The organism is Micromonospora sp. WMMD712 (assembly GCF_029581295.1).
Lineage (GTDB): Bacteria > Actinomycetota > Actinomycetes > Mycobacteriales > Micromonosporaceae > Micromonospora > Micromonospora carbonacea.
Map to the genome: position 1 here is coordinate 3,265,494 of NZ_CP120743.1, position 26,064 is coordinate 3,291,557.

General features: G+C 74.0%; 18 protein-coding genes. 9 read left to right on the forward strand and 9 right to left on the reverse strand.

What is annotated here, in order from left to right; translation table 11 throughout:
- Window positions 1-44: 44 nt before the first annotated feature.
- The 6 genes from O7633_RS13885 (at window position 45) to O7633_RS13910 (ending at window position 7,816) form a co-directional block, all read left to right on the forward strand.
- Window positions 45-1,109 (forward strand): ABC transporter substrate-binding protein, encoded by a 1,065-nt coding sequence (locus O7633_RS13885; protein ID WP_282328118.1) that lies wholly within the window; start codon window positions 45-47, stop codon window positions 1,107-1,109.
- Complete coding sequence (locus O7633_RS13890) at window positions 1,106-1,885, forward strand: ABC transporter ATP-binding protein (RefSeq protein WP_282328119.1); 780 nt, start codon at window positions 1,106-1,108, stop codon at window positions 1,883-1,885. The genes O7633_RS13885 and O7633_RS13890 overlap by 4 nt, the downstream gene beginning before the upstream one ends.
- The gene (locus O7633_RS13895) at window positions 1,875-2,756 is read left to right on the forward strand and encodes an ABC transporter permease (RefSeq protein WP_043965819.1); all 882 of its coding nucleotides are present in this window, start codon (window positions 1,875-1,877) and stop codon (window positions 2,754-2,756) included. The genes O7633_RS13890 and O7633_RS13895 overlap by 11 nt, the downstream gene beginning before the upstream one ends.
- Window position 2,757: 1 nt before the next feature.
- A complete protein-coding gene (locus O7633_RS13900; protein WP_282328120.1) occupies window positions 2,758-3,234 on the forward strand; it encodes an Rrf2 family transcriptional regulator in 477 nt (158 codons plus the stop codon).
- 329 nt (window positions 3,235-3,563) lie between these two features.
- Window positions 3,564-7,454 carry a DEAD/DEAH box helicase gene (locus O7633_RS13905; RefSeq protein ID WP_282328121.1) on the forward strand — a complete coding sequence of 1,297 codons (3,891 nt, stop codon included), beginning with the start codon at window positions 3,564-3,566 and terminating at the stop codon, window positions 7,452-7,454.
- Between the two features lie 173 nt (window positions 7,455-7,627).
- Window positions 7,628-7,816 carry a hypothetical protein gene (locus O7633_RS13910; protein WP_282328122.1) on the forward strand — a complete coding sequence of 63 codons (189 nt, stop codon included), beginning with the start codon at window positions 7,628-7,630 and terminating at the stop codon, window positions 7,814-7,816.
- Window positions 7,817-7,900: 84 nt separating this feature from the next.
- Here O7633_RS13910 and O7633_RS13915 read toward each other — a convergent pair whose 3' ends face one another.
- The 7 genes from O7633_RS13915 to O7633_RS13945 all read right to left on the reverse strand — a co-directional run bounded on the left by O7633_RS13915 (window position 7,901) and on the right by O7633_RS13945 (window position 19,198).
- The gene (locus tag O7633_RS13915; protein WP_282328123.1) at window positions 7,901-8,122 is read right to left on the reverse strand and encodes a hypothetical protein; all 222 of its coding nucleotides are present in this window, start codon (window positions 8,120-8,122) and stop codon (window positions 7,901-7,903) included.
- Between the two features lie 201 nt (window positions 8,123-8,323).
- The gene (locus tag O7633_RS13920) at window positions 8,324-9,736 is read right to left on the reverse strand and encodes a DEAD/DEAH box helicase (RefSeq protein WP_282328124.1); all 1,413 of its coding nucleotides are present in this window, start codon (window positions 9,734-9,736) and stop codon (window positions 8,324-8,326) included.
- A gap of 197 nt (window positions 9,737-9,933) precedes the next feature.
- Entirely contained in the window at window positions 9,934-10,137 is a 204-nt protein-coding gene (locus O7633_RS13925) for a cold-shock protein (protein WP_043965813.1), read from the reverse strand.
- A 230-nt stretch (window positions 10,138-10,367) separates the two neighbouring features.
- Window positions 10,368-13,910 carry an ATP-dependent DNA helicase gene (locus tag O7633_RS13930; RefSeq protein WP_282328125.1) on the reverse strand — a complete coding sequence of 1,181 codons (3,543 nt, stop codon included), beginning with the start codon at window positions 13,908-13,910 and terminating at the stop codon, window positions 10,368-10,370.
- 91 nt (window positions 13,911-14,001) lie between these two features.
- Window positions 14,002-17,682, reverse strand: coding sequence for an ATP-dependent DNA helicase (locus O7633_RS13935; RefSeq protein ID WP_282328126.1), 3,681 nt, complete (start codon window positions 17,680-17,682; stop codon window positions 14,002-14,004).
- Window positions 17,683-17,778: 96 nt separating this feature from the next.
- On the reverse strand, window positions 17,779-18,324 hold the full coding sequence (locus O7633_RS13940; RefSeq protein ID WP_074472647.1) for a TIGR00730 family Rossman fold protein: 546 nt from the start codon (window positions 18,322-18,324) through the stop codon (window positions 17,779-17,781).
- Window positions 18,325-18,328: 4 nt separating this feature from the next.
- Window positions 18,329-19,198: a TIGR00730 family Rossman fold protein gene (locus tag O7633_RS13945; protein ID WP_278129275.1), complete on the reverse strand. Its 870-nt coding sequence runs from the start codon at window positions 19,196-19,198 to the stop codon at window positions 18,329-18,331.
- A 162-nt stretch (window positions 19,199-19,360) separates the two neighbouring features.
- Here O7633_RS13945 and O7633_RS13950 point away from each other — a divergent pair, with 162 nt between their 5' ends.
- Window positions 19,361-19,528, forward strand: a complete 168-nt coding sequence (locus O7633_RS13950) for a hypothetical protein (RefSeq protein ID WP_176734749.1) — start codon at window positions 19,361-19,363, stop codon at window positions 19,526-19,528.
- Window positions 19,529-19,706: 178 nt separating this feature from the next.
- On the opposite strand, the gene dapE is transcribed toward O7633_RS13950, so the two are convergent.
- Window positions 19,707-20,780, reverse strand: a complete 1,074-nt coding sequence (dapE, locus tag O7633_RS13955; RefSeq protein WP_178066336.1) for a succinyl-diaminopimelate desuccinylase — start codon at window positions 20,778-20,780, stop codon at window positions 19,707-19,709.
- A gap of 24 nt (window positions 20,781-20,804) precedes the next feature.
- Here dapE and dapD point away from each other — a divergent pair, with 24 nt between their 5' ends.
- Window positions 20,805-21,764, forward strand: a complete 960-nt coding sequence (gene dapD / locus O7633_RS13960) for a 2,3,4,5-tetrahydropyridine-2,6-dicarboxylate N-succinyltransferase (RefSeq protein ID WP_282328127.1) — start codon at window positions 20,805-20,807, stop codon at window positions 21,762-21,764.
- A 150-nt stretch (window positions 21,765-21,914) separates the two neighbouring features.
- On the opposite strand, the gene O7633_RS13965 is transcribed toward dapD, so the two are convergent.
- A complete protein-coding gene (locus tag O7633_RS13965) occupies window positions 21,915-25,259 on the reverse strand; it encodes a S8 family serine peptidase (RefSeq protein WP_282328556.1) in 3,345 nt (1,114 codons plus the stop codon).
- A gap of 188 nt (window positions 25,260-25,447) precedes the next feature.
- Between O7633_RS13965 and O7633_RS13970 the strand changes: the two genes are divergently transcribed.
- Window positions 25,448-26,005, forward strand: a complete 558-nt coding sequence (locus tag O7633_RS13970) for a sugar O-acetyltransferase (protein WP_282328128.1) — start codon at window positions 25,448-25,450, stop codon at window positions 26,003-26,005.
- Window positions 26,006-26,064 lie beyond the last annotated feature (59 nt).

The following is a 26,064-nucleotide window of genomic DNA, read 5'->3' on the forward strand; positions in this document are numbered from 1 at the left end:
GTCTTCCTACCAACTAAGTAGGAATACTGCGGATTGGACAGACGATGAGACGGCTACCCCTCCGTCGGACGGTCACCCTGGCCACCCTCGCCGTGGTGGGCGCGGCGACCCTGGGTGCCACCGCCGCCTGCGGCGAGGACGACGGCGCGGCCGCGGGCGGCTCCGGCCCGGTCACGCTCCGGCTGGGCTACTTCCCCAACATCACCCACGCCCCGGCGGTCGTCGGGGTGGAGAAGGGCATCTTCGCCGAGAAGCTCGGCGGCGACGTCAAGCTGGAGACGAAGACCTTCAACGCCGGCCCGGCCGCCATCGAGGCCATCTTCTCCGGCGCGCTCGACGCGACGTACATCGGTCCGAACCCGACGGTGAACGCGTTCTCCAAGTCCAAGGGCGAGGCGGTCCGGGTGATCTCCGGCGCGGCGTCCGGCGGCGTGGCCCTGGTGGTCAAGCCGGAGATCACCTCCGTCGAGCAGCTCAGGGGCAAGAAGATCGCCACCCCGCAGCTCGGCAACACGCAGGACGTGGCGCTGCGCTACTGGCTGCGGGAGAAGGGCCTGACCGCCACCAAGGAGGGCGGCGGCGACGTCAGGGTCGTCCCCCAGGAGAACGCACAGACCGTGGAGACGTTCAGCAGCGGGGCGATCGACGGGGCCTGGGTGCCCGAGCCGTTCGTCTCCCGGCTGGTCAACGCCGGCGGCAAGGTGCTCGTCGACGAGCGCGACCTGTGGCCGGACAAGAAGTTCGTCATCACCAACCTGATCGTCTCCACCAAGTTCCTCAAGGCCCACCCCGACGTGGTGAAGAAGCTGGTCGAGGGCCAGGTGGCGGCCAACGAGTTCGTCAACACCAGGCCCGACGAGTCGCAGCAGGCCATCTCCGACCACATCGGCAAGATCACCGGCAAGCCGCTCGACGTGAAGCTGATCAAGCAGGCGTGGCCGACGCTGGAGTTCACCAACGACCCCATCGCCTCCTCGCTGAAGGCCGGTCTCGACCACGCGGTCGCCGTCGAGCTGACCCAGCCGGTCAGCCTCGACGGGCTCTACGACCTGAAGTACCTCAACGAGGTGCTCAAGAACCAGGGCAAGCCCGAGGTCGTCCAACCATGACGTCGACCACGACGACGCCCCGCAGCGCGACCGGCTCGGTCGCGCTGCACGGGGTCACCAAGGTGTACGGGCAGGGCGAGCACGCCGTCCTCGCCCTGGACGGGGTCTCCCTCGACGTCGCCCCCGGCGAGTTCGTCTGCCTCGTGGGCGCCTCCGGCTGTGGCAAGAGCACCCTGCTCAACCTGGTCGCCGGCCTGGACAGGGTCAGCAGCGGGCGGATCGAGCTGGGCGACGGGGTCAACCCCGGCCTGATGTTCCAGGAGTCCGCCCTCTTCCCGTGGCTCACCGTCGAGGGCAACGTCGACGTGCCGCTCAAGCTGCGCCGGCTGCCCCGGGCGCAGCGCCGGGAACGGGTCGCCGAGCTGCTGCGCACCGTGCACCTGGCCGAGTTCGGGCGCAAGCGCCCGCACCAGCTCTCCGGCGGCATGCGGCAGCGGGTCGCGCTCGCCCGCACCCTCGCCCTGGACACCCCGGTCCTGCTGATGGACGAGCCGTTCGGCGCGCTCGACGCGATGACCCGCGACATCCTGCACGACGAGCTGGAACGGATCTGGGCCGAGCGCAAGCTCACCGTGCTCTTCGTGACGCACAACGTCCGGGAGGCGGCGCGGCTGGCCGACCGGATCATCCTGCTCTCCAGCCGGCCCGGCCGGATCATCTACTCCACCCGGGTCGACGTGCCCCGGCCCCGACGCATCGACTCCCCGGAGATCGCGTCGATCGCCGCCGACGTCACCGACCGGCTCCGTACGGAGGTGGGCCGCCATGGCCAGTGACACGATCGCCGAGGCGCGCGCCGACGCCGAGATCTCCGGCCTCGACGCGCTGGAGATCGCCGGCCGGCAGAAGACGACCACCCGGGCCGCCACCATCTGGGCGTCCACCTGGCCGAAGCTGGCCGCGCTGGCCATCGCCATCGCCGCCTGGCAGGTCGTGGTGTGGGCGGAGATCTGGCCGCCGTACTCGCTGCCCGGGCCCGGCCCCGTCTGGCAGGAGCTGGTCCGCCAGGCCAGCGGGGCGCAGCTCTGGGACGGCCTGGTCACCACCCTGCGCCGGGCCGCCCTCGGCTACGTCTTCTCCGTCGGCGTCGGCCTGCTGCTCGGCCTCGCCGTGGCCCGGTTCCGGGTGCTGCGGGCGGCCATCGGCTCGATGATCACCGCATTGCAGACCATGCCGTCGATCGCCTGGTTTCCGCTGGCGATCCTGCTGTTCGAGCTGAGCGAGAAGGCCATCTTCTTCGTCGTGGTGCTCGGCGCGGCCCCGTCCATCGCCAACGGGGTGATCAGCGGGGTCGACTACGTGCCGCCGCTGCTGCAACGGGCCGGGCGCAACCTCGGCGCCCGCGGGCTCAACCTCTACCGGTACGTCATCGCCCCGGCCGCCCTGCCCGCCATCGTCGCCGGGCTCAAGCAGGGCTGGGCGTTCTCCTGGCGCAGCCTGATGGCCGGCGAGCTGATCGTGGTGGGCATCTCGCAGACCTCGCTCGGCGCGCAACTGACGTACGCACGGGAACTGGCCGACGCGCCCTGGCTGCTCTCCACGATGATCGTCATCCTGGTCGTCGGCCTCGGGGTCGACGCCGCGTTCGGGGCTGCGGACCAGGCGATCCGTCGCCGCTGGGGCGTGCTGGACCAGGCCGGGCAGTGACGTGTACGTCTCCGCGCGCAGCGACTACGCGCTCCGGGCCATGCTGGCCGTCGCCGCCGCGGCCCGCAGCCCGCGCCCCGCGCCCGGCGGCGAGCTGGTCAAGGCGGCGGCCCTGGCCGAGAGCCAGGCCATCCCGCTGAGTTTCCTCCAGGGCATCCTGCTCGACCTGCGGCGGGCGGGGCTGCTGTTCAGCCACCGGGGCACCGACGGCGGCTACGCCCTGGCCCGGCCGGCCGCCGAGATCAGCGTCGGGGACGTGCTGCGCGCGGTCGGCGGGTCGCTCACCTCGGTGCGCGGCCTGCCGGCCGAGGTGGCCGGCTATCACGGGGTGGCCGCCGGGCTGCGCGACGTGTGGCTGGCGGTCGACGGGGCGATCGCCCTGGTGGTGGACCGCACGACCCTGGCCGCCCTGCTCACCGAAGGGAGCCAAGAGTACGCCGCCGGCCAGGGCAGCGAAGCGGGCCTGAGGTCCGGATAAGCGTTCCCCAGCACCTGAGGGACTCGGGCTTTCGGGCGGCACCAGCACCAGCCCGATTGCGTCCTGTAAGGACGATCGGGTGCTCGATTTCCGACCTGTCGGACGGTTTGCCCACCTCGCGCCCCCTCTAGGGTCAAGGAGCCGTGACGTGTGGTGACGCGGGCCTCCCACAAAGGCGCCTATCCACGAGTTGTCAACTTTGCGACCTCCGTGCGACCCCCGTTCACCAAGACGTCCTGTCAGAAGTTGCCATGCGACCTGTGCGACCCGCATGCACGAGACAGATCCCGGCGTCTCATCGGACCGGGCTTGCGCGAAGGGGTAAGGACATGACCAACGACATCACGGCGACACCCGGTGCCGTCAAGGACGACCTGGCATGGAACACGGCTTGGCAGTCGTTGTCCGTTGCGCTGAACGAAGCCCGGGAGATCACTCGACTGATCCGCCTGGGACAGACCACATCGGTGCAAAAGAAGCTGCTGTCGCTCGCGGAGTACGAGTTCTTCCGGGTGGCGTCCGGCATCACCGAGGAACACCCGCAGGTTCTGCGGGGCCGCGCGGCGCTCCTTGAGCGTCACCCGCAGAGCGCCGCCGCTTTCGAGGAAGTCTGGCGGAAGAGCGGCGACGTCGCCGCAAAAGGGCATCTGCTGCATGCGCTGATCGCCGGAACGCTGACCGACTTGTCGGAGGAGTTCGGTTTCCGACCGAACTCCTCCGACACCGACCTGCGCATCAGGCAGGAATCAATCTGGTGCTGGTACGAACTGGTGCTCGCCGGGCTGGATGGACGGGAATCAGTCGGAAAAGCAGCATACAAGCCAAATCAGGGGATCTACCCCAACGATGACACTCCTAAGAGCCGCAAGGACTGGGCGCTGCGCCGGACCCGGGCAGGGTCGAAGGGGGCTCAGGGCGAGCAGCTCGCCGCCCGGGACATCGTCCGCCGGGTCGGCAGTTCGATCGAGCCCGTGCCGCAGCAGCTCGGACAAGTCGATTCGCTCAGCGGCCTTGACCAGATGCTCCCGCCAAGCCTAGCCGCCGCGACCCGGCGGCGGCTGGCGCGGTACAGCGGCACCCCACAGCTGACGAGCTATCAGGCCGAGACCATTCCGATCCTGGCCAAAGCCCTGGGCGCGGGCGAGAACATGCTCCTCAGCGCCGTGACCGGCAGCGGCAAGTCGCTTCTGGGTCAGCTCGCCGCCGGATATGTGGTCGGACGGCGGGAACTAGGCCACCGCAATCGCCGGGCGGTCATCGCCCTGCCACTCAAGGCGCTCGTCGGCGACGTCGTCGACGAGCTCACCGACTGGTTCATGGACGCTGGACTGCAGTTCCGGGTGCTGGGCGGAAGTCGCGACTACCCCGAAAACGTCGAGGATCTGGCTTCGGGACGGTACGAGGTCGCGGTCATGATCTACGAGACGCTTGATGCCTACCTGAGCAGCGGTCAGGACCCGCTGAAAGGCTGTCGTGTCCTGATCGTCGACGAGTTGCAGTACCTCGACGACGAAGGGCGTGGCCCGAGGCTGGAGTCGATGCTGACGAAAGTCCGCCTGAACTACCCGCGGTTGCCCATCATCGGCATCAGCGCGGTGCTGTCGCAGGACAGCCGGGCGCGACTCGCCGAATGGCTCGACGTCGACCAGGAACGGCACCGGCACACCGCCGAGCGCCCAGTGTCGCTCGACGTCCGCGCCTACGACGGCTTCGTGTGGCGCAAGCTGCGCGACACCAGCGCCATCAGCGACCACGAGGACGACGCCAGCAGCGGCAGCATCGAAGAGTCCCAGTTGGACCTGAAGTCCCAGATGTTGTCGGACTGGGCGAAGGACGACGGTGCGAAGCACTCCATCCTCGCCCGTGCCAGCAGCGGCGGCAACATGCTGGCACCGGCGGTGGTCGTGCAGAAACTGAGGGAGAATTCCGACCTTCGCATCTTGGTGTACACCCGGTCGCGGAAAAGTGCGTTCTCGCTGGCCCAGGCGATCCAGGCCGCGATGGACCTGGAGTTCGGTGCCGTCCGGCGCACGCGCAACAACCCTTGGCGGTTCGGCCGATACCGCGACGAGTCGCTCGCCACGGAGGTGGCAGAGGAGCGGCGCCAGCGCTTGACCCGTACCGCCGCACACGGTGCCAGGAAGGACGTCGAGACCGCGTTGATGACCGGCTGCGCCTATCACACGCGGCAGCTCACCCGCCCGCTCCGGGAAATCGTTCAGGACGAGTTCCGCAACGGGCTGCTACGGGTGCTGGTGACGACTGACACGCTCAGCGTCGGCCTGAACCTGCCCGTTGACGCGGTCGTACTCGCCAGTTGCACAGTGAGCACCGGCGCCCCCAACGGAGAGCTCCGGTCGCTAGGACTCGGAGACGTGAAGAACCGCATTGGGCGAGCCGGCCGGCTCGGGCTGAGCAGCAGCGGCGACGCCTGGGTGCTGACGGAGGACGCCGAACACCTACACCGCAAGCTCCGGCCCAACGATGAGACAGACGTGATGACGCTCAGCACCGTCGACGGCCTGTGGCAGCGGTTCATCCTGCCCAGGCACGGCGGTACCGAGGTCGCGAGCCGGATGACCAGCAACGACATGGCTTCGCTGGTGCTTCAGGACATGACCGCGCGAGGCCGGAGCCAGCCTCTGTCGGAGCACGCCGCCCGGGCGAAGGAGATTGTCAACGCAACCCTCCTGGCGGAACTGGCCCCCGGGGAACTGCCCCGCGCGGAGGACATGTTGCAGCGGCTGATTGACCGGGGGCTGGTCGCGAAGCTGGATGCCCACGGATGGAAGGCCTCCCCACTGGGTGTGGCGGTCGCCGTCAACAGCTTGCCGTTGTCAACGGCCTCAGTGCTGGAGCGGCTCGCCGACCTGGCAGTCTCCGGCGCGAGCATGCTCGACCTGATCGCCGTGGCGGCTACCAGCATTCCAGTACGCCGGCTCAACTGGATCTCCATGTCGCCGTGGGACCCGGATTGGACGCATGGCGACCTCGAACAGGAAACGGCCAAATCGGTCGGCTGCCTCATCGCGCCGTTGTGTGCGCACGGCCACGACGCGCGACGCGCCGCCGACGAGCAATTGCTTCGTGAGTTGCGGCAGCGCGACCCCAACGCCTCACTCAGCCCCCTGCCGGAGTCCGTTCTGTGCGACCAGGGACACAGCGATGAGAGCGCCGTGGTCCGCCTTCTGGCAAACTCGGACGGGCTGGGTGACGTCAATGTGGTGCTGCGCGCGCTCGTCGCCTATCTCTGGCTGCACGGTGTGCCGTTCGCAGACATCAAGGGACGGGTGGAGGCCGGCACCCGCTACGAGCGTGAGCGGCGGCGGCGTCGCGGGCGGGCCTCCAAGGAAGTACGCCGGGTCGAGCTCCATCTCGCGGACGTCGAGCAATTATGTGACCAGGTGAGCAACGTCCTCAGCGCCGCCGACCATTTCGCGCGGCACCGGGACACCGGACCGCGCACCCAGCGACTGAGGCCGCTTTCCGAGGCGATGTGGTCAGGTGTCCCGGCATGGCTCACTCCGCTTCTCAACCTGCACATCGAGGCGCTGCACCGGGAACGGCTGATCGCCCTGCCCGGCGACGAGGAGCCCGAGGAGCTACGGGATCTCCTGACAGCGCCCCGGCTGGGCCTGACGGAAGTGGAGATCGAGGCCGCCCGGGACGCGCTTGACGCCGCCGAACGCCGGCAGCAACGACTGCAGGCCCGGCTTCCGGTGGGCCTGAGTGAGAAACCGGTCGCCGACGATCCCGACGCGCCTTCCTACGGCGACTATTTCACCGATTTCAGCCTGGCGGAGGATCTACCGGAAGTGATCGACCTCCTGGCCAGCCTCTTGGAGCGATACCACCTCCAGGTGCAGGCCATGGCCGATTGTGTGCAGTTCCGGCTCCCCGCTGGCCGGACCGGCTCGCTGATCCTCGCCCCCGAACGGGTCACCAGCGCGGTCGTCCAACAGATGCTTGTCGACGACGGCAGCGGGGACGAGGCCCGGGCACTGCTGTGCCTTAACGGCATGACCGATCGCGCGAGATCGTACTCTCAGTCGGCGCTCGTACCTGGACGAGCCATCCTGACCGGCATCGACAGCCTCTTAGCCCTATTGAACCGCTCCCTGCGCGCCGGTCAGGACTCCGGCACGCCGATGGCGGAGGCCGTGTTCGCAAGTTTCGAGATGGAGTGCGGCCCGGTCTCGGTCGTGCTGACATCCGCCTGACCCTCATGCGACCCTGGTCCGTCGATCGAGTTCGCTTCGGGCTTGCCATGCGACCCGTGCGTCCCGCATGCATGAGGCAGGTCCCCAGCCGGGGGCTCGAAGTAGGAACGACCGCCGCGTCCGGGCTTGGAGGTTGGGAGGCGGCGGTCGTTCGGAACGTCCCGGAGGACGCCATGAGCAATCAAACCACCAAAGCCGTGGTGGCGGGAGCCACCGTCGGCAACGCGGCCCTGACCTACCTGGTCACGACGGGAGAACTCGACCCGTACGCCCAGAACTTCGCAGCGATCGTCCTGAGCCTGGCGGTGCTGGTGCACGCGGTGGCTCTGCTGGTCGCGACGCTGCGGGGAAAGAGTAGGTAACGGTCACGGTGGGGTGCGGGCGAGCCCGGCTCATCCGCACCCCACACCTGCGGCTCTTCGAGCCACTCTCCGCTGACGAGGAACTCAGCCGGCGGCGCGGTCGGTCACCCCGATGACCGTGCCCGTGAGCTTCGCGTCCGCCCCGTCCGGGTTGTGCAGCCCCACCACCCCGGCGGGCGGCCGGGCGCTCCGGGCGGGGTGCCACGGCGAGAAGGCCGCCGCCGTGGCAAGCAGCAGTCCCGCCCCCGCGACCGCCAGCACCACCAGCAACTCCCGTGCCGCCCCCGACTCGACGTCGGCCGTCATGGTCTTCCTCCCCCCAGCAAGGCCGGTCCCCACCGGCCGTGTTCCCCCACGGCTAGCATCGTCCACCAGGCGCGCGGGCGACAGTCGCCGATCGGACCCACGCCTGCCTGATTCCCGACTCAGCCTCCTGATTATCGGCTCAGGCACGCCTGGTTTTCGAATCAGCCAGAGGCAGGGGCGCGGCTCCCGACCGGCGGACGGTCAGGCGGAACGGGGGCGACGCGGGCGACGCGACCGGCCCGACGAGCGGTGCCCGGCGCGCCGGCCCTCGCCGGCCGCCGCGTCGCGGCCGGCCGGGGTGTCGCCCTGCGCGCCGGCGGGACGGGGCGCGCCGCCGGACGCCGCCGCGCCGTGGGCGGCGCGGGCGGACCGGGAGCCCCGGCCCGACGTCGCCGGGGCGGACCGCTGCGACGGCGGAGCGACGACGGTCACCGGCACGCCCGACGGCTCCCGGGCGCCGGTGACCCGGGCCAGCGCCGCCTCCTCGCCCGGGCGGACCTGGGTGGCCTGCGGCCGGATGCCGGCGGTGGCCATCAGCCGGGACACCTCCCGGCGCTGCTCGGGCAGGACCAGGGTGACCACCGTGCCCGACTCGCCGGCCCGCGCCGTGCGCCCGCCCCGGTGCAGGTAGTCCTTCGCCTCCGTCGGCGGGTCGACGTTGACCACCATGTCGAGGCCGTCGACGTGGATGCCCCGGGCCGCCACGTCGGTGGCGACCAGCGCGGTCACCTGGCCCGTGCGGAACTGCTCCAGGATCCGGGTGCGCTGCGGCTGCGACTTGCCGCCGTGCAGGGCCGCCGCGCGCACGCCCTTGGCGAGGAGCTGCCGGGCCAGCCGGTCGGCGCGGTGCTTGGTGCCCATGAACAGGATGGTGCGGCCCTCGCGGGCCGCGATCCGGGTCAGCGTGGCCGGCTTGTCCTCCGCCTCGACGTGCAGCACGTGGTGCGTCATCGCGGTGACCGTGGCGGTGCCCGGATCGACGGAGTGCGACACCGGGTCGGTGAGGAACCGGCGGACCAGCTTGTCCACGCCACCGTCGAGGGTGGCGGAGAAGAGCATCCGCTGGCCGTCGCCGGCCACCTGCTCCAGCAGCTTGGTGACCTGCGGCAGGAAGCCCATGTCGGCCATCTGGTCGGCCTCGTCCAGCACCGTCACGGCCACCTGGTCGAGCCGGGCGTCACCGCGGTTGATCAGGTCGTGCAGCCGGCCGGGGGTCGCCACGACCACCTCGGCGCCGGCGCGCAGCGCGTCCGCCTGCCGCCCCAGCGACAGGCCGCCGACCACGGTCGCGACGCGCAGCCCCAGCACCCGGGCGTACGGGGCGAGCGCGGTGGTCACCTGCTGGGCCAGCTCGCGCGTCGGCACCAGCACCAGCGCCAGCGGACGCCCCGGGCGGGCGCGCCGGCCGGCGGTGCGGTGCAGCAGCGGCAGCCCGAAGGCGAGGGTCTTGCCCGAGCCGGTGCGGCCCCGGCCGAGCACGTCCCGGCCGGCCAGCGAGTCCGGCAGCGTCGCCGCCTGGATCGGGAACGGCTCGGTGATGCCCTGCGCGGTCAGCTCGGCGAGCAACGCCGACGCCAGGCCGGTGGCGGAGAAAGAGGGCAGAACGGTGGTCATGGCAGAGCCTTCCTCGACGCGGCACGTGTCGAGGGAGGGCGCCGGGGCGGCGCTGTCGACCGGCGGACGGGGCCGCCGGGACTCACAAGCACGAACCGAATGGGGTCGTGGCCGGCCCGCCGCACGAGGGGCGGACCGGCCACGTCGTCACGCCCGGAGGGCGCGACGGATGTTACGGGTGGAACGGGTGCCGGAGATCAGAGCGGGCGGATGTTCTCCGCCTGCGGGCCCTTCTGACCCTGGGTGATCTCGAACTCGACCCGCTGGTTCTCGTCCAGGCTCCGGTAGCCGGAGGTCTGGATCGCCGAGAAGTGGGCGAAGACGTCGGCGCCGCCGCCGTCCGGGGTGATGAAGCCGAAGCCCTTGTCAGCGTTGAACCACTTGACGGTGCCAATTGCCATGTGTTTCGTCTCCTTGACGGAACGTCGGACCCGCACCTGTTGCGGGCCCGAAGAGGAGCGCTCCGCGCGGGGTGCGCGGACCACCTGTCGCTTCTGGTTCGCCCCGCCCGGAGAACTCCGGACACAACAAAGAGCGCCTGGGGCCACAATCCGCCAGGCGCACACAGAGTCTCTGGGAACCATAACTGCAACGCAGCCAGACTATCACGGATCACGCCGCCCGTCGCCCGTCACCGGGAACTTGCCGACCGCGCACCGCCCGCCGCAGCGTCGGTGCCTGCGGCGACCTGGTCGCGGGCGACCTCCGGCACGGCCGCGACCAGCGCGGTGAGGCCGTCGGCGTCCAGCAGGTCCGCCGGACGGACGGTCGCGCCGTCCCGCACGTAGTGGAAGGCCGCGCCGACCCGGTCGACCGGCACCCCGGCCAGCTCGGCCCAGGCCAGCCGGTAGACGGCGAGCTGCACCGCCGCCGCCTCGGCCGCCGCCCCCGAGGGCTGCCGCCCGGTCTTCCAGTCGACCACGTCGAACCGCCCGCCCGGCCGGGCGAAGACGGCGTCCATCCGGCCCCGCACCACCACCCCGGCGATCACCGTGGCGAACGGCACCTCCACCTCCACCGGCACCCGCTGCGCCCACTCGCCGGCCAGGAAGCGCGCCTGCAACTCCGCGAGCGCCTCGTCCGGCGCGGCGTCGGCGTCGGCCGCCCCGGGCAGCTCGTCCACGTCGAGCAGCCGGTCCGCGCCGAAGCGCTGCTCCAGCCAGGTGTGGAACGCGGTGCCCCGCCGGGCGTACGGGTTCGGCGCGCTGGGCATCGGCCGGCGCAGGGCGCGGGCCAGCTCCGCCGGGTCGCGGCGCAGCGCGACGAGCTGGGTGACGGAGAGCTGCCCGGGCAGGGCCACCTCGACCGCCCCCGCCCCGGCGACCAGCTCGGCCCGCTCGGCGAGCAGCAGGTCGGCCTCCCGCCGCCAGCGCGCCACCTCCGGGTCCTCGGCGACGACCGGCCCCCGGCCCCCGCCGGGGCCGCCGGATCCGCCACCCGGGAGGGCGGCCCCGCCACCAGGAGCGGCCGGGAGGGCGGCCTCGCCACCGGGGGCCGCTGGTCCCCCGTCCGGAACGGCGGCCCCGCCACCGGGGGCGGCCGGTGCGGCGTCCGGGTCGGCGAGGAAGCGGCGCACCAACGCGGCGGCCTCGGCCAGCGCCGGACGACGCCCGCCCAGCGGATCCGCCGGCCACTCGGCGCGCAGCACCACCTCCGTGGTCGGGTTCACCGCGTCACCGGCCGGCTCCGGGGCCCACCGGTCCACCAGCAGCCCGTCGCCGGAGCACGCGTCGTGCACCTCCCGCAGGAACGCCGACGGGCCGCGCGGACGCTTCGTCCCCTCGCCCCACCAGTAGCCGGAGCAGAGCAGCAGCCGCCGGGGACGGGTCACCGCCACGTACGCCAGGCGGCGCTCCTCCCGCTCGTCGTGCGCCCGCCACGCGTCGGTGAAGTCGGCCAGCGCCCGCGCCACCGCGCGCTGGTCGGCGGCGTCGGCCAGACCCAGCTCGGGCAGCCCGTCGGCGTCCCCGCGCAGCGGGAACGGCAGCACCCCCAGCCCGCCCAGCCAGTGATCGGAGTTGCGCACCGGCCCCGGCCAGACGCCCCGGCTCAGGCCGGCGACCGCCACCACGTCCCACTCCAGGCCCTTCGCGGAGTGCGCCGTGAGGATCTGCACCGCGCCGTCGACCACCTCCACCTCGCCCGGGGCGAGGCCGCGTTCCTCGTCCTCTGCGGCGGACAGGTAGGCCAGGAACCCCGACAGGGTCGCCGCCGGGGACTCCCCGCTGAACCGGGCCGCCACGTCGCCGAGGGCGTCCAGGTGGCCCCGGGCCAGGCCGGCGTCGCCGGTGCCGTCCCGGCCCGCCCGCACCGCCACCTCCACGTCCAGGCCGATGGTCCGCTCGACGTCCGCGATCAGCTCCGGCAGCGTCTGGTCCAGCCGGTAGCGCAGCAGGGCCAGTTCCTCGCCGTACGCGCGCAGCCGCGCGTAGCCCTGGTCCGAGTACGCCTGCGCCGGCCCCAGGTCGGCCAGCGCCTCCACGAGGGTGGCCTCGTCGAGCAGGTCCACGGCGATCTCCGGCTCGTCCCCGGCGGCGAGCCGGCGGCGTTGGCCGGCGATCGACCGGGCCCGCCGGTGCAGGGCCACCAGGTCGCGCGGCCCGATCCGCCAGCGCGCCCCGGTCAGCAGCCGCAGCAGCGCCGCCCCGTCGGTCGGGTCGGCGAGCACCCGCAGGGTGCACACCACGTCCCGCACCTCGGGGGTGTCCAGCAGCCCGCCCAGCCCCACCACCTCGACCGGCAGCCCCCGGGCGCGCAGCGCCGTGGCCAGGGCGGGGATCTGGCTGCGCAGCCGCACCAGCACGGCGGTGGTGGGCCGCAGCCGCACCGGGACGTGCTCGGGCGACGCGCCCGGCATCCCGGCCGCCCCCCGCCACGCCGCGAGGACGCTGTCGGCGATCCAGTCGGCCTCGTCGGCGTACGTCGGCAGGAGCGCACAGTGCACGGTGCCGGCGGCCAGGCCACCCGGCGTGCGGTGCGGGATCGGTGCGGCGACGCTCAGCGCCGCGCGCAGCTCCGGCACCCGGGCGCCCGCCGCCCGCAGCGGCGTGGCCAGGGCGTTCGCCACCCCCAGGATCTCCGGGCGGTTGCGCCAGCTCGTGGTGAGGCCCAGCACGGCGGCGGGGGTGCCGTCGACGCGGGCGAACTCCGCCGGGAAGCGGTCCAGGGTGCCCGCGCTGGCCCCGCGCCAGCCGTAAATGGACTGGCAGGGGTCGCCCACGGCGGTCACCGGGTGGCCGCCGCCGAACAGCGCGTTGAGCAGCACCACCTGGGCGTGGCTGGTGTCCTGGTATTCGTCGAGCAGCACCACCCGGAACCGGTCCCGCTCGATCGCGCCGACCGCCGGGTGGTCGCGGGCCACCCGGGCCGCCCGGGCGAGCTGGTCGGCGAAGTCCATCGCCTCGAAGTCGTCCTTGCGCCGGCCGTACGCGCGGACCAGCGGCAGCAGCTTCAGCCGCGTCTGCTGGAGGGCGAGCGCCCGGCGCACGTCGGCGTAGACGCGGCCGGGGCGGGACTGCACGTCAGCGAAGAACCGGCCCGTCCAGGCGGCCAGGGCGTCCGGGTCGACCAGGTGCTCGTCCAGCTCACCGGCGAGCGCCAGCACCGCGTCGGTGATCGTGCTGGGCATCCGGTCCACGCCGGTCATGTCGCCGTCGTAGTTGCGCACCAGCAGGTCCACGAGCTGCCAGCGGGACGCCTCGGTGAGCAGCCGGGTGGACGGCTCGTACCCGGCGCGCAGCCCGTGCTCGGTGACGATCCGGCCCGCGTACGAGTGGTAGGTGGACACCGTCGGCTCGCCGGCCAGCGGGTCGTCGAGCGGGTCGCGGCCCCGCCGCCCCAGCCGGCGCACCAACTGGTCGAGCCGGGTACGCACCCGGTGCGCCAGCTCGCCGGCCGCCTTACGGGTGAACGTCAGGCCGAGGACCTGCTCCGGCCGGACGTACGCGTTGGCGACCAGCCAGACCACCCGGGCGGCCATCGTCTCGGTCTTGCCCGAGCCGGCCCCGGCGACCACCAGCAGCGGCTCGACCGGCGCGGCGATGATCGCGGCCTGCTCCCGGGTGGGCGCGGGCAACCGGAGCAGCCTCGCCAGCTCGACCGGCGTGTAGCGGGGCCCGGAGTCGGCGGCCCGGGGCGCCGGGGCGGCGGCGCTGAACAGGGCGGGCTGGGTCACGGGGTGTCCTCAGGTCGCGACGGCGCGGCTCGCAGGCTCACGGGTTCATCTCAGTTCGCGCCTGCGGGGCTCGCAAGCTCACTCCTCGCGCTCACTCTGGCTGCTCCCGGCGGGGGGCTGGTGGCTCGACCACCTGGCGGCCCTGCCCGGACACCGGACAGCTCGTGCGCACCGGGCAGACCCGGCACGTGGAGTTGGCGACCGCGGCGAAGGTGGCGGCGGCCATCGTATCGGCGGTGCGCCGGACCAGCGCGGTCGCCCAGCCGGCCGCCGGCCCCTGCCCCGCCGCCGGCTGGCTCTGCTCCCGGGCGTCGCGCGCCCCCGTGCCGAGCTGCACCAGGGCCGCCCCGCCGGACTCGTCGCCGTGCTCGGCGAACGCCCCCGCCTCGACCGCCGCCTGGTAGGCCCCGAGCTGCGGGTGCTCGCCGATCTCCCGCTCGGTGACCACGGTGGACTTGCCGGTCTTCAGGTCGACCACCACCAGCCGGCCGGCGGCGTCGACCTCCAGCCGGTCCACCCGGCCGGTCAGCTCGACGGGCCGCTGCGGGTCGTCCAGGCGGACGGCGAACTCGTGCTCGATGGCCAGCAGCCGGCGCGGGTTGCCCGCCAGCCAGCGCAGCAGCTTGTCCACCATCGCCTCGGCGCGCTCCCGCTCGGGACCCACCATCCACCGGGCGGCCAGCTCGATCGCGTCGAACCGGGCCGCCACGTATTCCAGCAGCGCGGACCGGTCGGCGCTGGCGTCCTCGGCGAGCATCGCGGCGGCGTGCACCAGGTTGCCCACCCCCTGCGCGGCGCTGGCCGGGCCGCTGCCGCCGTGCCGCTCCAGCAGCCAGCGCAGGCTGCACCGCAGCGCGCTCTCCATGCCCGACGGGGTGACCCGCACCGGCTCGCCCTCGTCGACCAGCGGCCGGTCGTCGGAGAGGCCGCGCAGGCCCCACCAGTCGTCCGGGTGCGCGCCGGGCACCCCGGCGGCGGCGAGGCGGGCCAGCTCGGCCGCCGCCGCGCTGCGCCGGTGGTAGTGCGCGGCCGGGTCGGCCACGGCGGTACGCAGCTCCGCGACCAGCGCCGGCAGCGTCAACGCCCGGGGCGGCCCGGCCACCGGCAGGCTCCCCCGGCCGGGCTCCGCAGCGCCGCCGGCCGGCTCACCGGGGATGCCCGCCGGGCCACCGGGGGTGGCACCCGCCGTTCCGCCTCGCCCGCCGCCGGGGGCGGAGTCGGGGCCGCCGCCGGGGGCGGAGTCGGGGCCGCCGCCGGGGGCGGAGTCGGGGCCGCCGCCGGGGGCGGTGCCCGCCGTTCCGGCTGCCCCGCCGCCGGGGGTGGGGTCGGGGCCGCCGCCGGGGACCGGGCCGCCGGCGTCGCCGGGCGGCCGGGTCGGATCCAGCTCGTACAGGAACCGGCTGGGCTGCTCCTCGTGGTCGTCGCCGCCCACCGCGGCCGAGGCGACGGCGCTGACCAGCAGCCGGCGGCGGGCCCGGGTCACCGCCACGTGGAAGAGCCGGCGCTCCTCGTCGAGCAGGGCGGAGGTCTGCCCGACGAGGACCGCCCGCCCGACGTCCCCGGAACCCCGGCGACCCTCGCCGGAATCGCGGCCGGCGTCCCCCGGCCCCCGGCGGCCGTCGCCGGCGCCCTGACGGCCGGCGTCGAGGTCGTGGCCGGCGTCGCGGCCGGCGAGCACGTCCACCAGCCGCTCGGAGCCGAGCAGGGTGCCGCGCAGCCGCAGGTCCGGCCAGACGCCCTCCTGCACCCCGGCGACGGCGACCAGGTCCCACTCCAGTCCCTTCGCGGCGTGCGCCGTGAGCAGCCGGACGGCCTCGCCCCGGTCCGCCGTCGGCGCGAGCGTGTCGGCCGGCAGGTCCTGGCCGAGCACGTGGTCGAGGAAGACCTCGGTGCGCGCGCCGGGCAGCCGGTCGGCGAACCGGGCCGCCGCGTCGAAGAGCACCAGCACGGCGTCGAGATCCCGGTCGGCGGCCTCCGCCCGCCACCGCCGCGCGGTCTCGTGCTCCCCGGTCGCCGCCCGCCCGAGGGTGATCGCGCCGGCCCAGCGCTCGGCCAGCCCGCTGGCGTCCCACACCGCCCACAGCACGTCCTCGGCGGTGGCGCCCGGCCGCTGGGCCGCCTCCCGGGCGATGGCCAGCAGCCCGGCGACCGCCTGCGCCGGCTCCGCCCAGTGCCGGTCGATCCCGGACAGCTCCTCCGGGTCGCGCAACGCGTCGACGATCAGCTCGCCGGAGGGGCGACGGTCCCCGACCGCCAGGGCGAGCGCCCGCAGCCCCTGGCGCAGCCGCCGCTCGGCCAGCGGGTCGGCCCCGCCCAGCGGCGAGTGCAGCAGCGCCACCGCCGCCTCCTCGTCCAGCCGGGTCGGCTCCAGGGCACACCGCAGCAGGAGCAGCAGCGGGGCGACCGCCGGCTGGAGGTGCAGCGGCAGGTCCTCGCCGTGCACCACCGTCGGCACCCCGGCCGTGTGCAGGGCCCGGCGCAGCGACGGCAACTGCCGGGCCGTCGAGCGCACCAGCACCGCCATCCGCGACCACGGCACCCCGTCGAGCAGGTGCGCGGCCCGCAGCGCCTGGGCCAGCCAGGCGGCCTCGCTGGTGGCCGAGCGGAAGGTGCGTACCTCCACCGTGCCGGGCGGGGCGTCGGGCAGCGGGCGCAGCCGCCGGTGGGCCGCCGGGCCACGCAGCCGGCCGGCGAGCCGCCGGGTCGCGGCGATCAGCCCCGGCCCCGCCCGGTACGAGGTGGTCAGCACGACCTGCGCGGCCGGTGCTCCGGAGGCGGTGCGGAAGCGGTGCGGGAACGCGGCCACCCCGGCCGGGTCGGTGCCCCGGAACGCGTACGTGGCCGAGTCGGGGTCGGCGAACGCGACCAGGGACTTGCCGCCGCCGGCCAGCACGGCGAGCAGGTCGAGCTGGGCGGGGTCGGTGTCGGCCAGCTCGTCGACGTAGACGTGGGCGAGGCGGCGGCGCTCGGCCTCCAGCAGCTCCGGATCGTCGAGCAGCAGGCCGGTCGCGGCGCGGACCAGCTCCGCCGGGTCGTACGCGATCGAGCCGCGGTTGCTGACGTCGCGCAGCGCGAGCACGGCCACGTACTCCCGCAGGAAACGCGCGGCGGCCGGCCAGTCGGCGCGGCCCAGCCGCTCGCCCAGCCGGGCCAGCTCCACCGGGCCCACCCCGCGCTCGGCCGCCCGCATCAGCAGGTCGCGGAGCTGGGCCGCGAACGCCCGGGTACGCAGGGCGGGCCGCAGGTCCTCCGGCCAGCCGACCGGGTCGTCGTCGGGATCCTCGCCGACCACGTCCAACAGCTCCCGGATGATCAGATCCTGCTCGGGGCCGGTGAGCAGGCGCGGCGACGGCTCGCCCCGCTCGGCGGCGGCCCGGCGCAACAGCCCGAACGCGTACGCCGGGAAGGTGCGCACCAGCGGCTCGCGCAGCACCCGCTGCCCGTCGCCCGCCACCCGGGCCTCGATCCGGCGGCGCAGGTCGGTGGCCTGCCGCCGGCCGAAGGTGAGCACCAGCACCCGCTCCGGGTCGACCCCCTCGGCCACCCGGGCGGCCACCGCCTCCACCAGGACGCTGCTCTTGCCGGTGCCCGGCCCGCCGACGACCAGCATCGGCCCGTCGGTGTGCGCCACGACCTCGGCCTGCACCGGGTCGGCCCGCCACCCGCCGCCGGCCTCACCTTCGGGCCGACCGCCCCCCAACGCCGCCCCGTCGGGCCGACGGTCCCCCCGGGCCGTCTCGACAGGCCGGCGCACCAGCCGGTACGCCTGCATCCCCCCATCCCACCACGCCCCACCGACACCCACCCCACCGCGCCCCACCCACTCCCCCGCCCCCGCGCCGCGAGACGGGGTGGGGCGGGTCTGGGGTCAGGGGAGGTGGGACTCCAGGGTGGTCAGGGCGTCGGGGACGGTGTCGGCCAGCAGGAGGAGGTCCATGCCCGCCGGCTTGAGGAAGTTACGGTCGGTGAGCAGCGTGAGCCAGTCGAGCAGGGGGCGGTAGAAGCCGTCCGTGTCGACCAGCACCATCGGCTTGGCGTGCAGGGCGAGGGTGGCGGTCGTCCACACCTCGAACAGCTCGTCCAGGGTGCCCAGCCCGCCGGGCAGCGTGAGAAACGCGTCCGACTTCTCGATCATCAGGGTCTTGCGGTCGGCCATGCTGGCGGTGACCAGCAGCTCGTCCGAGGCGAGATCGGCGACCTCCAGGTCGACCAGGGACTGCGGGATCACCCCGACCGTACGGCCGCCGGCCGACCGGGCCCCCTCGACCACCGCCCCCATCATCCCGACGCAGCCGCCGCCGCTGACCAGGGTGTGCCCCCGTCGGGCGATCTCCCGGCCGGTCTCGGCGGCGAGGTCCAGCCAGCGCTGGTCGAGCGTGCGGGAGGACGCGCAGAACACGCAGATCGCGGCCACCGGTTCAGCCCTCCCGGGCCTGCTGGTCGGCGGCCTGCTGGTCGGCGGCGGTCCGCTCGACGGCGGCCTGCTCGACGGCGGCCTGCTCGGCGGAGAGCGCCGCCTCGGCGGCCACGATGTGCCGCACGGCGGCGTCGACGTCGTCGGTGAGGCAGATCAGCTCCAGGTCGGCCGGCCCGATCTTGCCGTCGACGGCCATCGTGTCGCGTAGCCAGTCGAGCAGGCCCCGCCAGTACTCCGTGCCCATCAGCACCACCGGGAACCGGGTGACCTTGCCGGTCTGCACCAGCGTCAGCGCCTCGAACAGCTCGTCCATGGTGCCGAACCCGCCGGGCAGCACCACGAACGCCTGCGCGTACTTGACGAACATGGTCTTGCGGGCGAAGAAGTACCGAAAGTCGATGGCCAGGTCGACCCAGTCGTTGAGGCCCTGCTCGAAGGGGAGCTCGATGCCGAGCCCGACGGAGAGCCCACCGGCCTCGCTGGCGCCCCGGTTGGCCGCCTCCATCACGCCCGGCCCGCCGCCGGTGATCACCGCGTACCCGGCGCGGGCCAGGGCGGCGCCGAGCTCCTCGGCCAGCCGGCACTCGGGGCTGTCCGGCTTGCTGCGGGCGGAGCCGAAGACGCTGACCGCGGGCGGCAGGTCGGCGAGGGTGTCGAAGCCCTCCACGAACTCGGACAGGATGCGCAGCGCCCGCCAGGCGTCCTTCGTCTTCCAGTCGCCCCGGCCCCGGGAGTCCAGCAGCCGCTGGTCGGCGGTGCTGGTCGGGATCGCGCCGCGACGCAGGGTGACCGCACCCCGGTGCCGCTCCCGCCCCGGCCCGCGGGCCGTACCGCGCCCGTCGCTGTCGCTCCTGGCAGCCCTGTCACTCATGGAAGCAACCGTAGTGGAGGGGTGGTAGCGGGGTGCGACGCCCGCACCAGGGGCGGGCCGGAGAAATTTTCCGCGACCAGGGCAACTAATTCGCTCGCCCGTACGTCTTACCATTCATATACCGGGTATGCCCCGGCACGCGCCTTCGGGGGAGGAGCCAGCGTGATCAGCAACAGCGAGATGATCCGGATCCGTCGGCAGATGCAGCGGCGGATCCGGGACGTGGTGGCCGAGCGCCGCCGCGCCCGGCAGATGGAAGCCCCCGTCGCCGACCTCACCGGCGACCCGACCGACACCCGCCCCGAGTCGTCCCTGACCCCGACCGCCTGACCGACCACCGCAGGTCGCCGGGGCGGCCCGCCCACCGCAGCGCGGTGCCGCGGGCCGCCTCGGCGCGTCCGGGCCGTTCCGGTGCGCCCAGGCCGGGCCGGTTCCGGTGCTCTCAGACCGGACCGGTTCCGGTGCGCCCAGGCCGGGCCGGGGCCGGTGCGCTCAGGCCCCGGGGCGCTCAGGCCGGGGCGAGCCAGCGGTGCAGGGTCGCCGCGCCGTCGCGGATCTTGCCGATCTCGACGTGCTCGTCGGGGTGGTGGGCCAGGTTGGGGTCGCCCGGGCCGAAGTTCAGCGCGGGGATGCCCATCGCGGCGAACCGGGCCACGTCCGTCCAGCCGAGCTTGCCGATCGGCGCGGCGCCGACGGCCGCCAGGAACTCCTTCGCCGGGGCCGCCTCCAGCCCGGGCGCCGCCCCGGCGGCCACGTCGGTCACCCGCAGCTCGAAGCCGTCGAAGACCTCGCGCAGGTGCGCCTCGGCCTCGGCAGGCGTCCGGTCGGGGGCGAACCGGTAGTTGACCTCGATCTCGCACCGGTCGGGCACCACGTTGCCGGCGACCCCGCCGCTGATCCGCACCGCGTTCATGCCCTCGCGGTAGTCGCAGCCGTCGATGGTGACGCGCCGCGCCTCGTACGCCGACAGCCGGCGCAGCACCTCGCCCGCGCCGTGGATGGCGTTCACCCCGTGCCAGGAGCGCGCCGAGTGGGCCCGGACGCCGGTGGTGGTCACCACCGACCGCATGGTCCCCTGGCAGCCGGCCTCGACGATGCCGTACGTCGGCTCCAGCAGCACCGCGAAGTCCGCCTGGAGCCACTCCGGGTGCGCCTCGGCGACCAGGAAGAGCCCGTTGTACTTGGACTCGATCTCCTCGGCCTCGTAGAAGAAGTACGTCACGTCGTAGCGCGGGTCGGGCAGGGTGACCGCCAGGTGCAGCGCGTACGCGACGCCGGACTTCATGTCGGAGGTGCCGCAGCCGTACATGAGGTCGCCGCGCATGGTCGACGGGAAGTTGTTGTTCAGCGGCACGGTGTCCAGGTGCCCGGCGAGCACGACCCGGGAGGACCGCCCCAGGTCGGTGCGCGCCATCACGGTGTTGCCGTGCCGGAACGTGGTCAGGTGCGGCACCCCGCGCAGCACCTCCTCGACGCAGTCGGCGATGGCCTTCTCGTGGAGGGAGACGGACTCTATGTCGACCAGTGCACGGGTCAACGCCACCGGATCGGCGAGGACCTCGGGGGTCAGCGGGTTCTCCATGGTTCGCACGGTACCGTCACAGGCGTGACGACTGCACAGCCTGCGTGGGGCATCGGCCTGGCCACGATCACCGCTGACGAGCAGGTGCTCGACACCTGGTATCCGACGGGCAAGCTGGGGCTCGGCGAGCTGCCGTTGGTCCCGGGCGAGGACGAGGCGGACGTGCTGGACCTGCCGCCGGGCGCGGTCGGCGAGCGGGCGCTGCCGGGGCTGCGCACGGTCCAGGTGGTCACCGTGATCGGCTCGCTGGACGACCCGATCAAGGACGCCGCGGACGCGTACCTCAGGTTGCACCTGCTCTCCCACCGCCTGGTGCGGCCCAACGAGCTGAACCTCGACGGCATCTTCGGCAAGCTGGCCAACGTGGCCTGGACGTCGGCCGGGCCGTGCCCGCCGGAGCGGGTCGACGAGCTGCGGGTGATCGAGCGGGCCGCCGGCCGCCACCTGGCCGTCCACGGGGTGGACAAGTTCCCCCGGATGACCGACTACGTGGTGCCCTCCGGGGTGCGGATCGCCGACGCGGACCGGGTCCGGCTCGGCGCGCACCTGGCCGCCGGCACCACGGTCATGCACGAGGGCTTCGTCAACTTCAACGCCGGCACGCTGGGCACCTCGATGGTGGAGGGGCGGATCGTGCAGGGCGTGGTGGTCGGCGACGGCTCCGACATCGGCGGCGGCGCGTCGATCATGGGCACCCTCTCCGGCGGCGGCACCGACCGGGTGCGCATCGGCGAGCGGAGCCTGGTGGGCGCGAACGCGGGCGTCGGCATCTCGCTCGGCGACGACTGCGTGGTCGAGGCGGGCTGCTACGTCACGGCGGCCTCGAAGATCGCCCTGCCGGACGGCCGGGTGGTCAAGGCCCGCGAGCTGTCCGGGGTGAACGGGCTGCTGTTCTGGCGCAACTCGGTCACCGGCGCGCTGGAGGCCCGCCCGCGCACGGGCCGGGGCATTGAGCTGAACGCCGCCCTGCACGCCAACGACTGACGCCCGCGCCGACGGCCGGGCGGCCCTGCGCCCGAGGGCCGGCGGCGGCCCGCGCGCCGACGACCGACGATGGGGCCGCGCGCCGGCGACCGACGGCAGGGCCGCGCGTCCGGGCCCGGCGGGAGGGGACCGCCGGGCCCGGACGCCGGTTCACCTCAGCCGGTACGCCTGGATGATCCGCGTGGTCACCGTGTTGCCGGCGGTGTCCTTCGCGGTGGCGCGCAGCGACGCGTAGCCGGGCCCCGCCGGGTGGTGCAGCGTCGCCACCCAGCCGGCCCCCTGGCGGCGCAGCTCCGCCTTGCGCCAGGTCCTGCCCCCGTCGTAGGAGGCGTCGACGGTCAGCGACGCCACCTTCGCCGCCGGCGCGCCGTCCTGCGGTTCGACCCGCACCGGCACGGTGAAGGTGCGGCCCGCCGGGGCGCTGTTGTCGGGGCGCAGCGCCGGGGCGAAGCGCACCGCCGCCGCCGGCTGCGGCACGAAGTCGTCACCGGCGACGTGCTTCGAGCGGAACGTCCACGCGGCGGCCACCTCGGTGCTCAGGTCGGCGACGTCGCGGGTGACGAGGGTCTCCACCCGGTAGTCCGCCGCGCCCGGGGGCACCTCGAACTCGCCGTAGCCGGGGTATCCGCTCTCGCCGACCAGCTTCCCGTTGCGGTGGAGCCGGGTCCACTGGGTCTCGTTGAGGGACCCGCCGACGTGCCCGGCCTGGTCGCTGTGCGCGGCCAGGTCGACCACGATGAGGTCGCCCTGGCGGGTGATCCCCTCGGTCCCCCAGCGCCGCACCGGGAACGACGGCGCGAACGGGGCGACGCCCCAGGTCTCGTGCCGCGTCTCGCCGGGCCGGTACCGGGTCAGCGGCGACGCCAGCAGCGCCTGCACGTCCAGCCAGCCGTCCTCGGTCGGGGCGCCGAAGTCCAGCTCGGTGCTCCAGCTCACGGCGTTGGTGCTGAAGTGCTCGACCCGCCTGCCGGGCACCGCCGTGGGCACGACCAGCGCGGACCCGCCCGTGTTGTACTCCGGCTCGCCGTAGACGATCCGTTCCGCCTTCGTCCCCGGGTACGCGTCCCGGAAGGTCTGCACGACGGTGGCGAGGTCCTTGGCGCGGTAGTGCTTGACGAAGCCGGTCGGCAGCCGGCCCGGGAACGCCTCCAGCAGCGCGTAGAGGTAGGGGCTGCTCTCGGCGTCCGCGTCGACCCACTGGCTGCCGATGGTGGCGACGAAGCGGTCCGGCGTGCTGGCCGGGCCGAGCTGCCCGCTGGTCACCCCGGCGAAGCCGGAGCTCCACAGGCTGAACGAGTAGACGCTGTCGTCGGCCCCGTAGAAGACCGCGCTCACGTCGACCAGCTCCGCCGTCGCGCCGCGCTCGGGCACCGTGGCCAGCACCGGCTTGCCGGCGCGGGCGTCGACGGTGAGCTCGACCGGCCCGTCGACGACCAGCTCGGGCCGGGCGAGCAGGGTGGCCCCGACCGGTTCGCCCGCCTCGTCGGTGGCGAACAGGTAGCTGCCCAGCCCGTAGCGGCCCTTCGGCAGGCGCACCGTGGCCGTCGGGACGCCGCCGTAGAGGTCGACGGGGAAGGCGAAGCCGTCCAGGTCCATCAGGCTGGTGCCGTAGTCGGTGGTGGGCTTGCCGTCGACCCCGATGTGGCTGATGGTGACGTCGTAGCTCTCCACCTCGCGGTGCACGGCGATCGGGGTGACCGCCACCGTGTCGCCGGAGCGGGCGACGACCCGGCCGGTGTGGTAGCCGTCCGGGGCGTCGACCCGGGTGTCGGCGCTGACCGTCACCCCGGCCGTGCCGCCGGCCGGCACGGTGACGCGGGGCGCGCCGAGGCGGAACAGGCCGGCGGGGGCCGGCTCGCCGTCCGGCCCGGTGGCCTCGATCGTGAGGTCGAGGGTGACCGGGGCGGTCCCGGAGTTGTGCCAGGTGAGCGTGCGGTCGAGCACCGGGTCGTCGTCGTGCGGCCACTTCGCCCGGCCGAACGACACGCTCACCGGGTCGCTGGTGACCTGCTGCCCGATGGCCCGGGCCACGTCGACCCGGCCCGCGCCCTGCTGGTAGGCGGTCTGCCCGGGGTGCGGCTTCGCGGCGGCCATCAGGGTGGCCTTCAGCGCGCCGGCCTTCCAGTCGGGGTGCCGCTGGGCGAGCAGCGCCACCGAGCCGGCGACGTGCGGGGTGGCCATGGACGTGCCGGAGGCCGTCACGTACTGGTCGCCGACCGGCTCGCCGAGGGTGGTGCCGGCGGCGCGGGCGGCGACGATGTCCACGCCGGGGGCGGTGATGTCCGGCTTGAGGGCCTCGTCGCCCGTGCGGGGGCCGCGGCTGGAGAAGTCGGCCAGCTCGTCGTCCCGGTCGACCGCGCCGACGGCGAGGGCGGCGTCGGCGCTGGCCGGTGAGCCGACGGAGGCGTCCATTCCGGCGTTGCCGGCGGCGAGGACGAACAGGGTGCCGGTCTGCGCGGTGAGGGTCTGCACCGCCTCCTCCAGCGGGTCGGTCTCCGGGGTGTCCCAGCCGCTGAGGCTCATGTTGACCACGGTGGCCCGCTTGTCGACGGCGGCCCACTGCATGCCCGCGAGGATCGCCGAGTCGGGGCAGCTGTTCTCCTCGCACACCTTGCCGGAGACCAGCGTGGCGTCCGGCGCGACGCCCCGGTACTTCCCGCCGGAGGCGGCGCCGCTGCCGGCGATGGTGGAGGCGACGTGGGTGCCGTGGCCGATGGTGTCGCTCGGCTCGGCCACACCGCTGAAGTTGCGCGACTCGGCGAGCCGGCCGGCGAGGTCGGGGTGCTCGGCGTCGACGCCGGTGTCCAGCACCGCGACGGTGACGCCCTTGCCGGTGAGGCCGGCCGCCCACGCGGTCGGCGCGCCGACCTGCGGCACGCTGTGGTCGAGGGCGATCCGACGCCTGCCGTCCAGCCAGAGCCGGTCGACACCCCCCGCCGTGTCGACCCGGGCGGCCGCCCGCCCGGTGGTCACCGCGCCCCAGACCGCGCCGGCCCGGGCCTTCTCGGCCGTCACGGCCGCGCCCCGGATGGCCGGCAGGTCGCGGGTCACCCGGGTGCCGGCGATGCCGGCGACGGCCCGGCGGGCGTCACCCGGCCGGTACGACACCAGCAGCGGCAGGCTGTCGCGGCGGGCGTCGTCGTAGCCGGCGGCGATCAGCTCGGTCACGTCGAACAGCCGGGGATCCACCCGGCCGGAGCGCAGCAGGGGCAGGGCGTCCTGCGGCTGCACGGTGACGTGGCCCCGGTCGCGCCGGACCAGGAAGCGCAGCTTGTCGCGCCCCGCGCCGGGGCGGATGCTCACCGCGCCGGAGCCGGTGACGGTGACCCGGTCACCGGTGACCAGGGTGACGGTGGCCGGTCGGCCGGCGACGGGCCCCGCCGGACCGGTCGCGCCGGTCGCGCCAGCCGCGGCGGCGGGCGTCCCGGGTGGAACGGCCGCGGGGGACGTGGCCGGGGCGGCGGCGGCCGGGGTGGTCAGGGGAGCGGCGAGCACCAGACCCAGGGCCAGCGCCAGGCCCGCCGGTTTTCTTCCCTTTCGATGCAACTCGATCCTCCTCGCAAGGCGTAGTCAATACGGGGTCGCATTGACAGGAGTAGAATTGCATACCGAGTATGCAGGGTAAAGACGTAAATGTGACAAACTTCGCACAAGAGGGAGATTCGACCGGGCATCATCGTCCGATGACCTCCATGAAGGACCGCATGCTGGCCGGCGAGCCCTACCGCGCCGAGGGTCCCGAGCTCCTCGCCGACCTGGACCTCGCCGCGCGCCGCACCGAGGCGTTCAACCGCAGCTCCGCCGCCGACCCCGAGGCCCGGTTGGCCGCGCTGCGCGAGCTGCTCGGCTCGGTCGGCGAGGACACCTGGGTCCGCCCGCCGTTCCACTGCGACTACGGCTGGAACACCCACCTCGGGCCGCGCGGGTTCGTCAACTTCAACGCCGTCTTCCTCGACGTCGCCCCCATCACCATCGGCGCGGACGTCCAGATCGGACCGAACGTGCAGCTCCTGACGGCCACCCACCCCGTCGACCCGGAGCCACGGCGACAGAAGTGGGAGGCGGCGCAGCCGATCACCCTCGGCGACAACGTCTGGCTCGGCGGCGGGGTGATCGTGCTCGCCGGGGTCACCATCGGCGACAACACCGTGGTCGGCGCCGGGGCCGTGGTGACCCGCGACCTGCCGGCGAACGTCGTCGCCGTGGGCAACCCCGCCCGGGTGGTACGCGACATCGGCTGAGCGGCCGAAGATCCGGTCAACACGGCGCTTACCTGCGAAAACATCTCGCCCCAGGGGTG

Excerpts from the sequence above, each read along its gene's own strand:
- O7633_RS13885 (WP_282328118.1), top strand. The coding sequence starts at position 45 with ATGAGACGGCTACCCCTCCGTCGGACGGTCACCCTGGCCACCCTCGCC.
- O7633_RS13890 (WP_282328119.1), top strand. The coding sequence starts at position 1,106 with ATGACGTCGACCACGACGACGCCCCGCAGCGCGACCGGCTCGGTCGCG.
- O7633_RS13895 (WP_043965819.1), top strand. The coding sequence starts at position 1,875 with ATGGCCAGTGACACGATCGCCGAGGCGCGCGCCGACGCCGAGATCTCC.
- O7633_RS13905 (WP_282328121.1), top strand. The coding sequence starts at position 3,564 with ATGACCAACGACATCACGGCGACACCCGGTGCCGTCAAGGACGACCTG.
- O7633_RS13910 (WP_282328122.1), top strand. The coding sequence starts at position 7,628 with ATGAGCAATCAAACCACCAAAGCCGTGGTGGCGGGAGCCACCGTCGGC.
- O7633_RS13915 (WP_282328123.1), bottom strand. The coding sequence starts at position 8,122 with ATGACGGCCGACGTCGAGTCGGGGGCGGCACGGGAGTTGCTGGTGGTG.
- O7633_RS13920 (WP_282328124.1), bottom strand. The coding sequence starts at position 9,736 with ATGACCACCGTTCTGCCCTCTTTCTCCGCCACCGGCCTGGCGTCGGCG.
- O7633_RS13925 (WP_043965813.1), bottom strand. The coding sequence starts at position 10,137 with ATGGCAATTGGCACCGTCAAGTGGTTCAACGCTGACAAGGGCTTCGGC.
- O7633_RS13935 (WP_282328126.1), bottom strand. The coding sequence starts at position 17,682 with ATGCAGGCGTACCGGCTGGTGCGCCGGCCTGTCGAGACGGCCCGGGGG.
- O7633_RS13945 (WP_278129275.1), bottom strand. The coding sequence starts at position 19,198 with ATGAGTGACAGGGCTGCCAGGAGCGACAGCGACGGGCGCGGTACGGCC.
- dapE (WP_178066336.1), bottom strand. The coding sequence starts at position 20,780 with ATGGAGAACCCGCTGACCCCCGAGGTCCTCGCCGATCCGGTGGCGTTG.
- O7633_RS13970 (WP_282328128.1), top strand. The coding sequence starts at position 25,448 with ATGACCTCCATGAAGGACCGCATGCTGGCCGGCGAGCCCTACCGCGCC.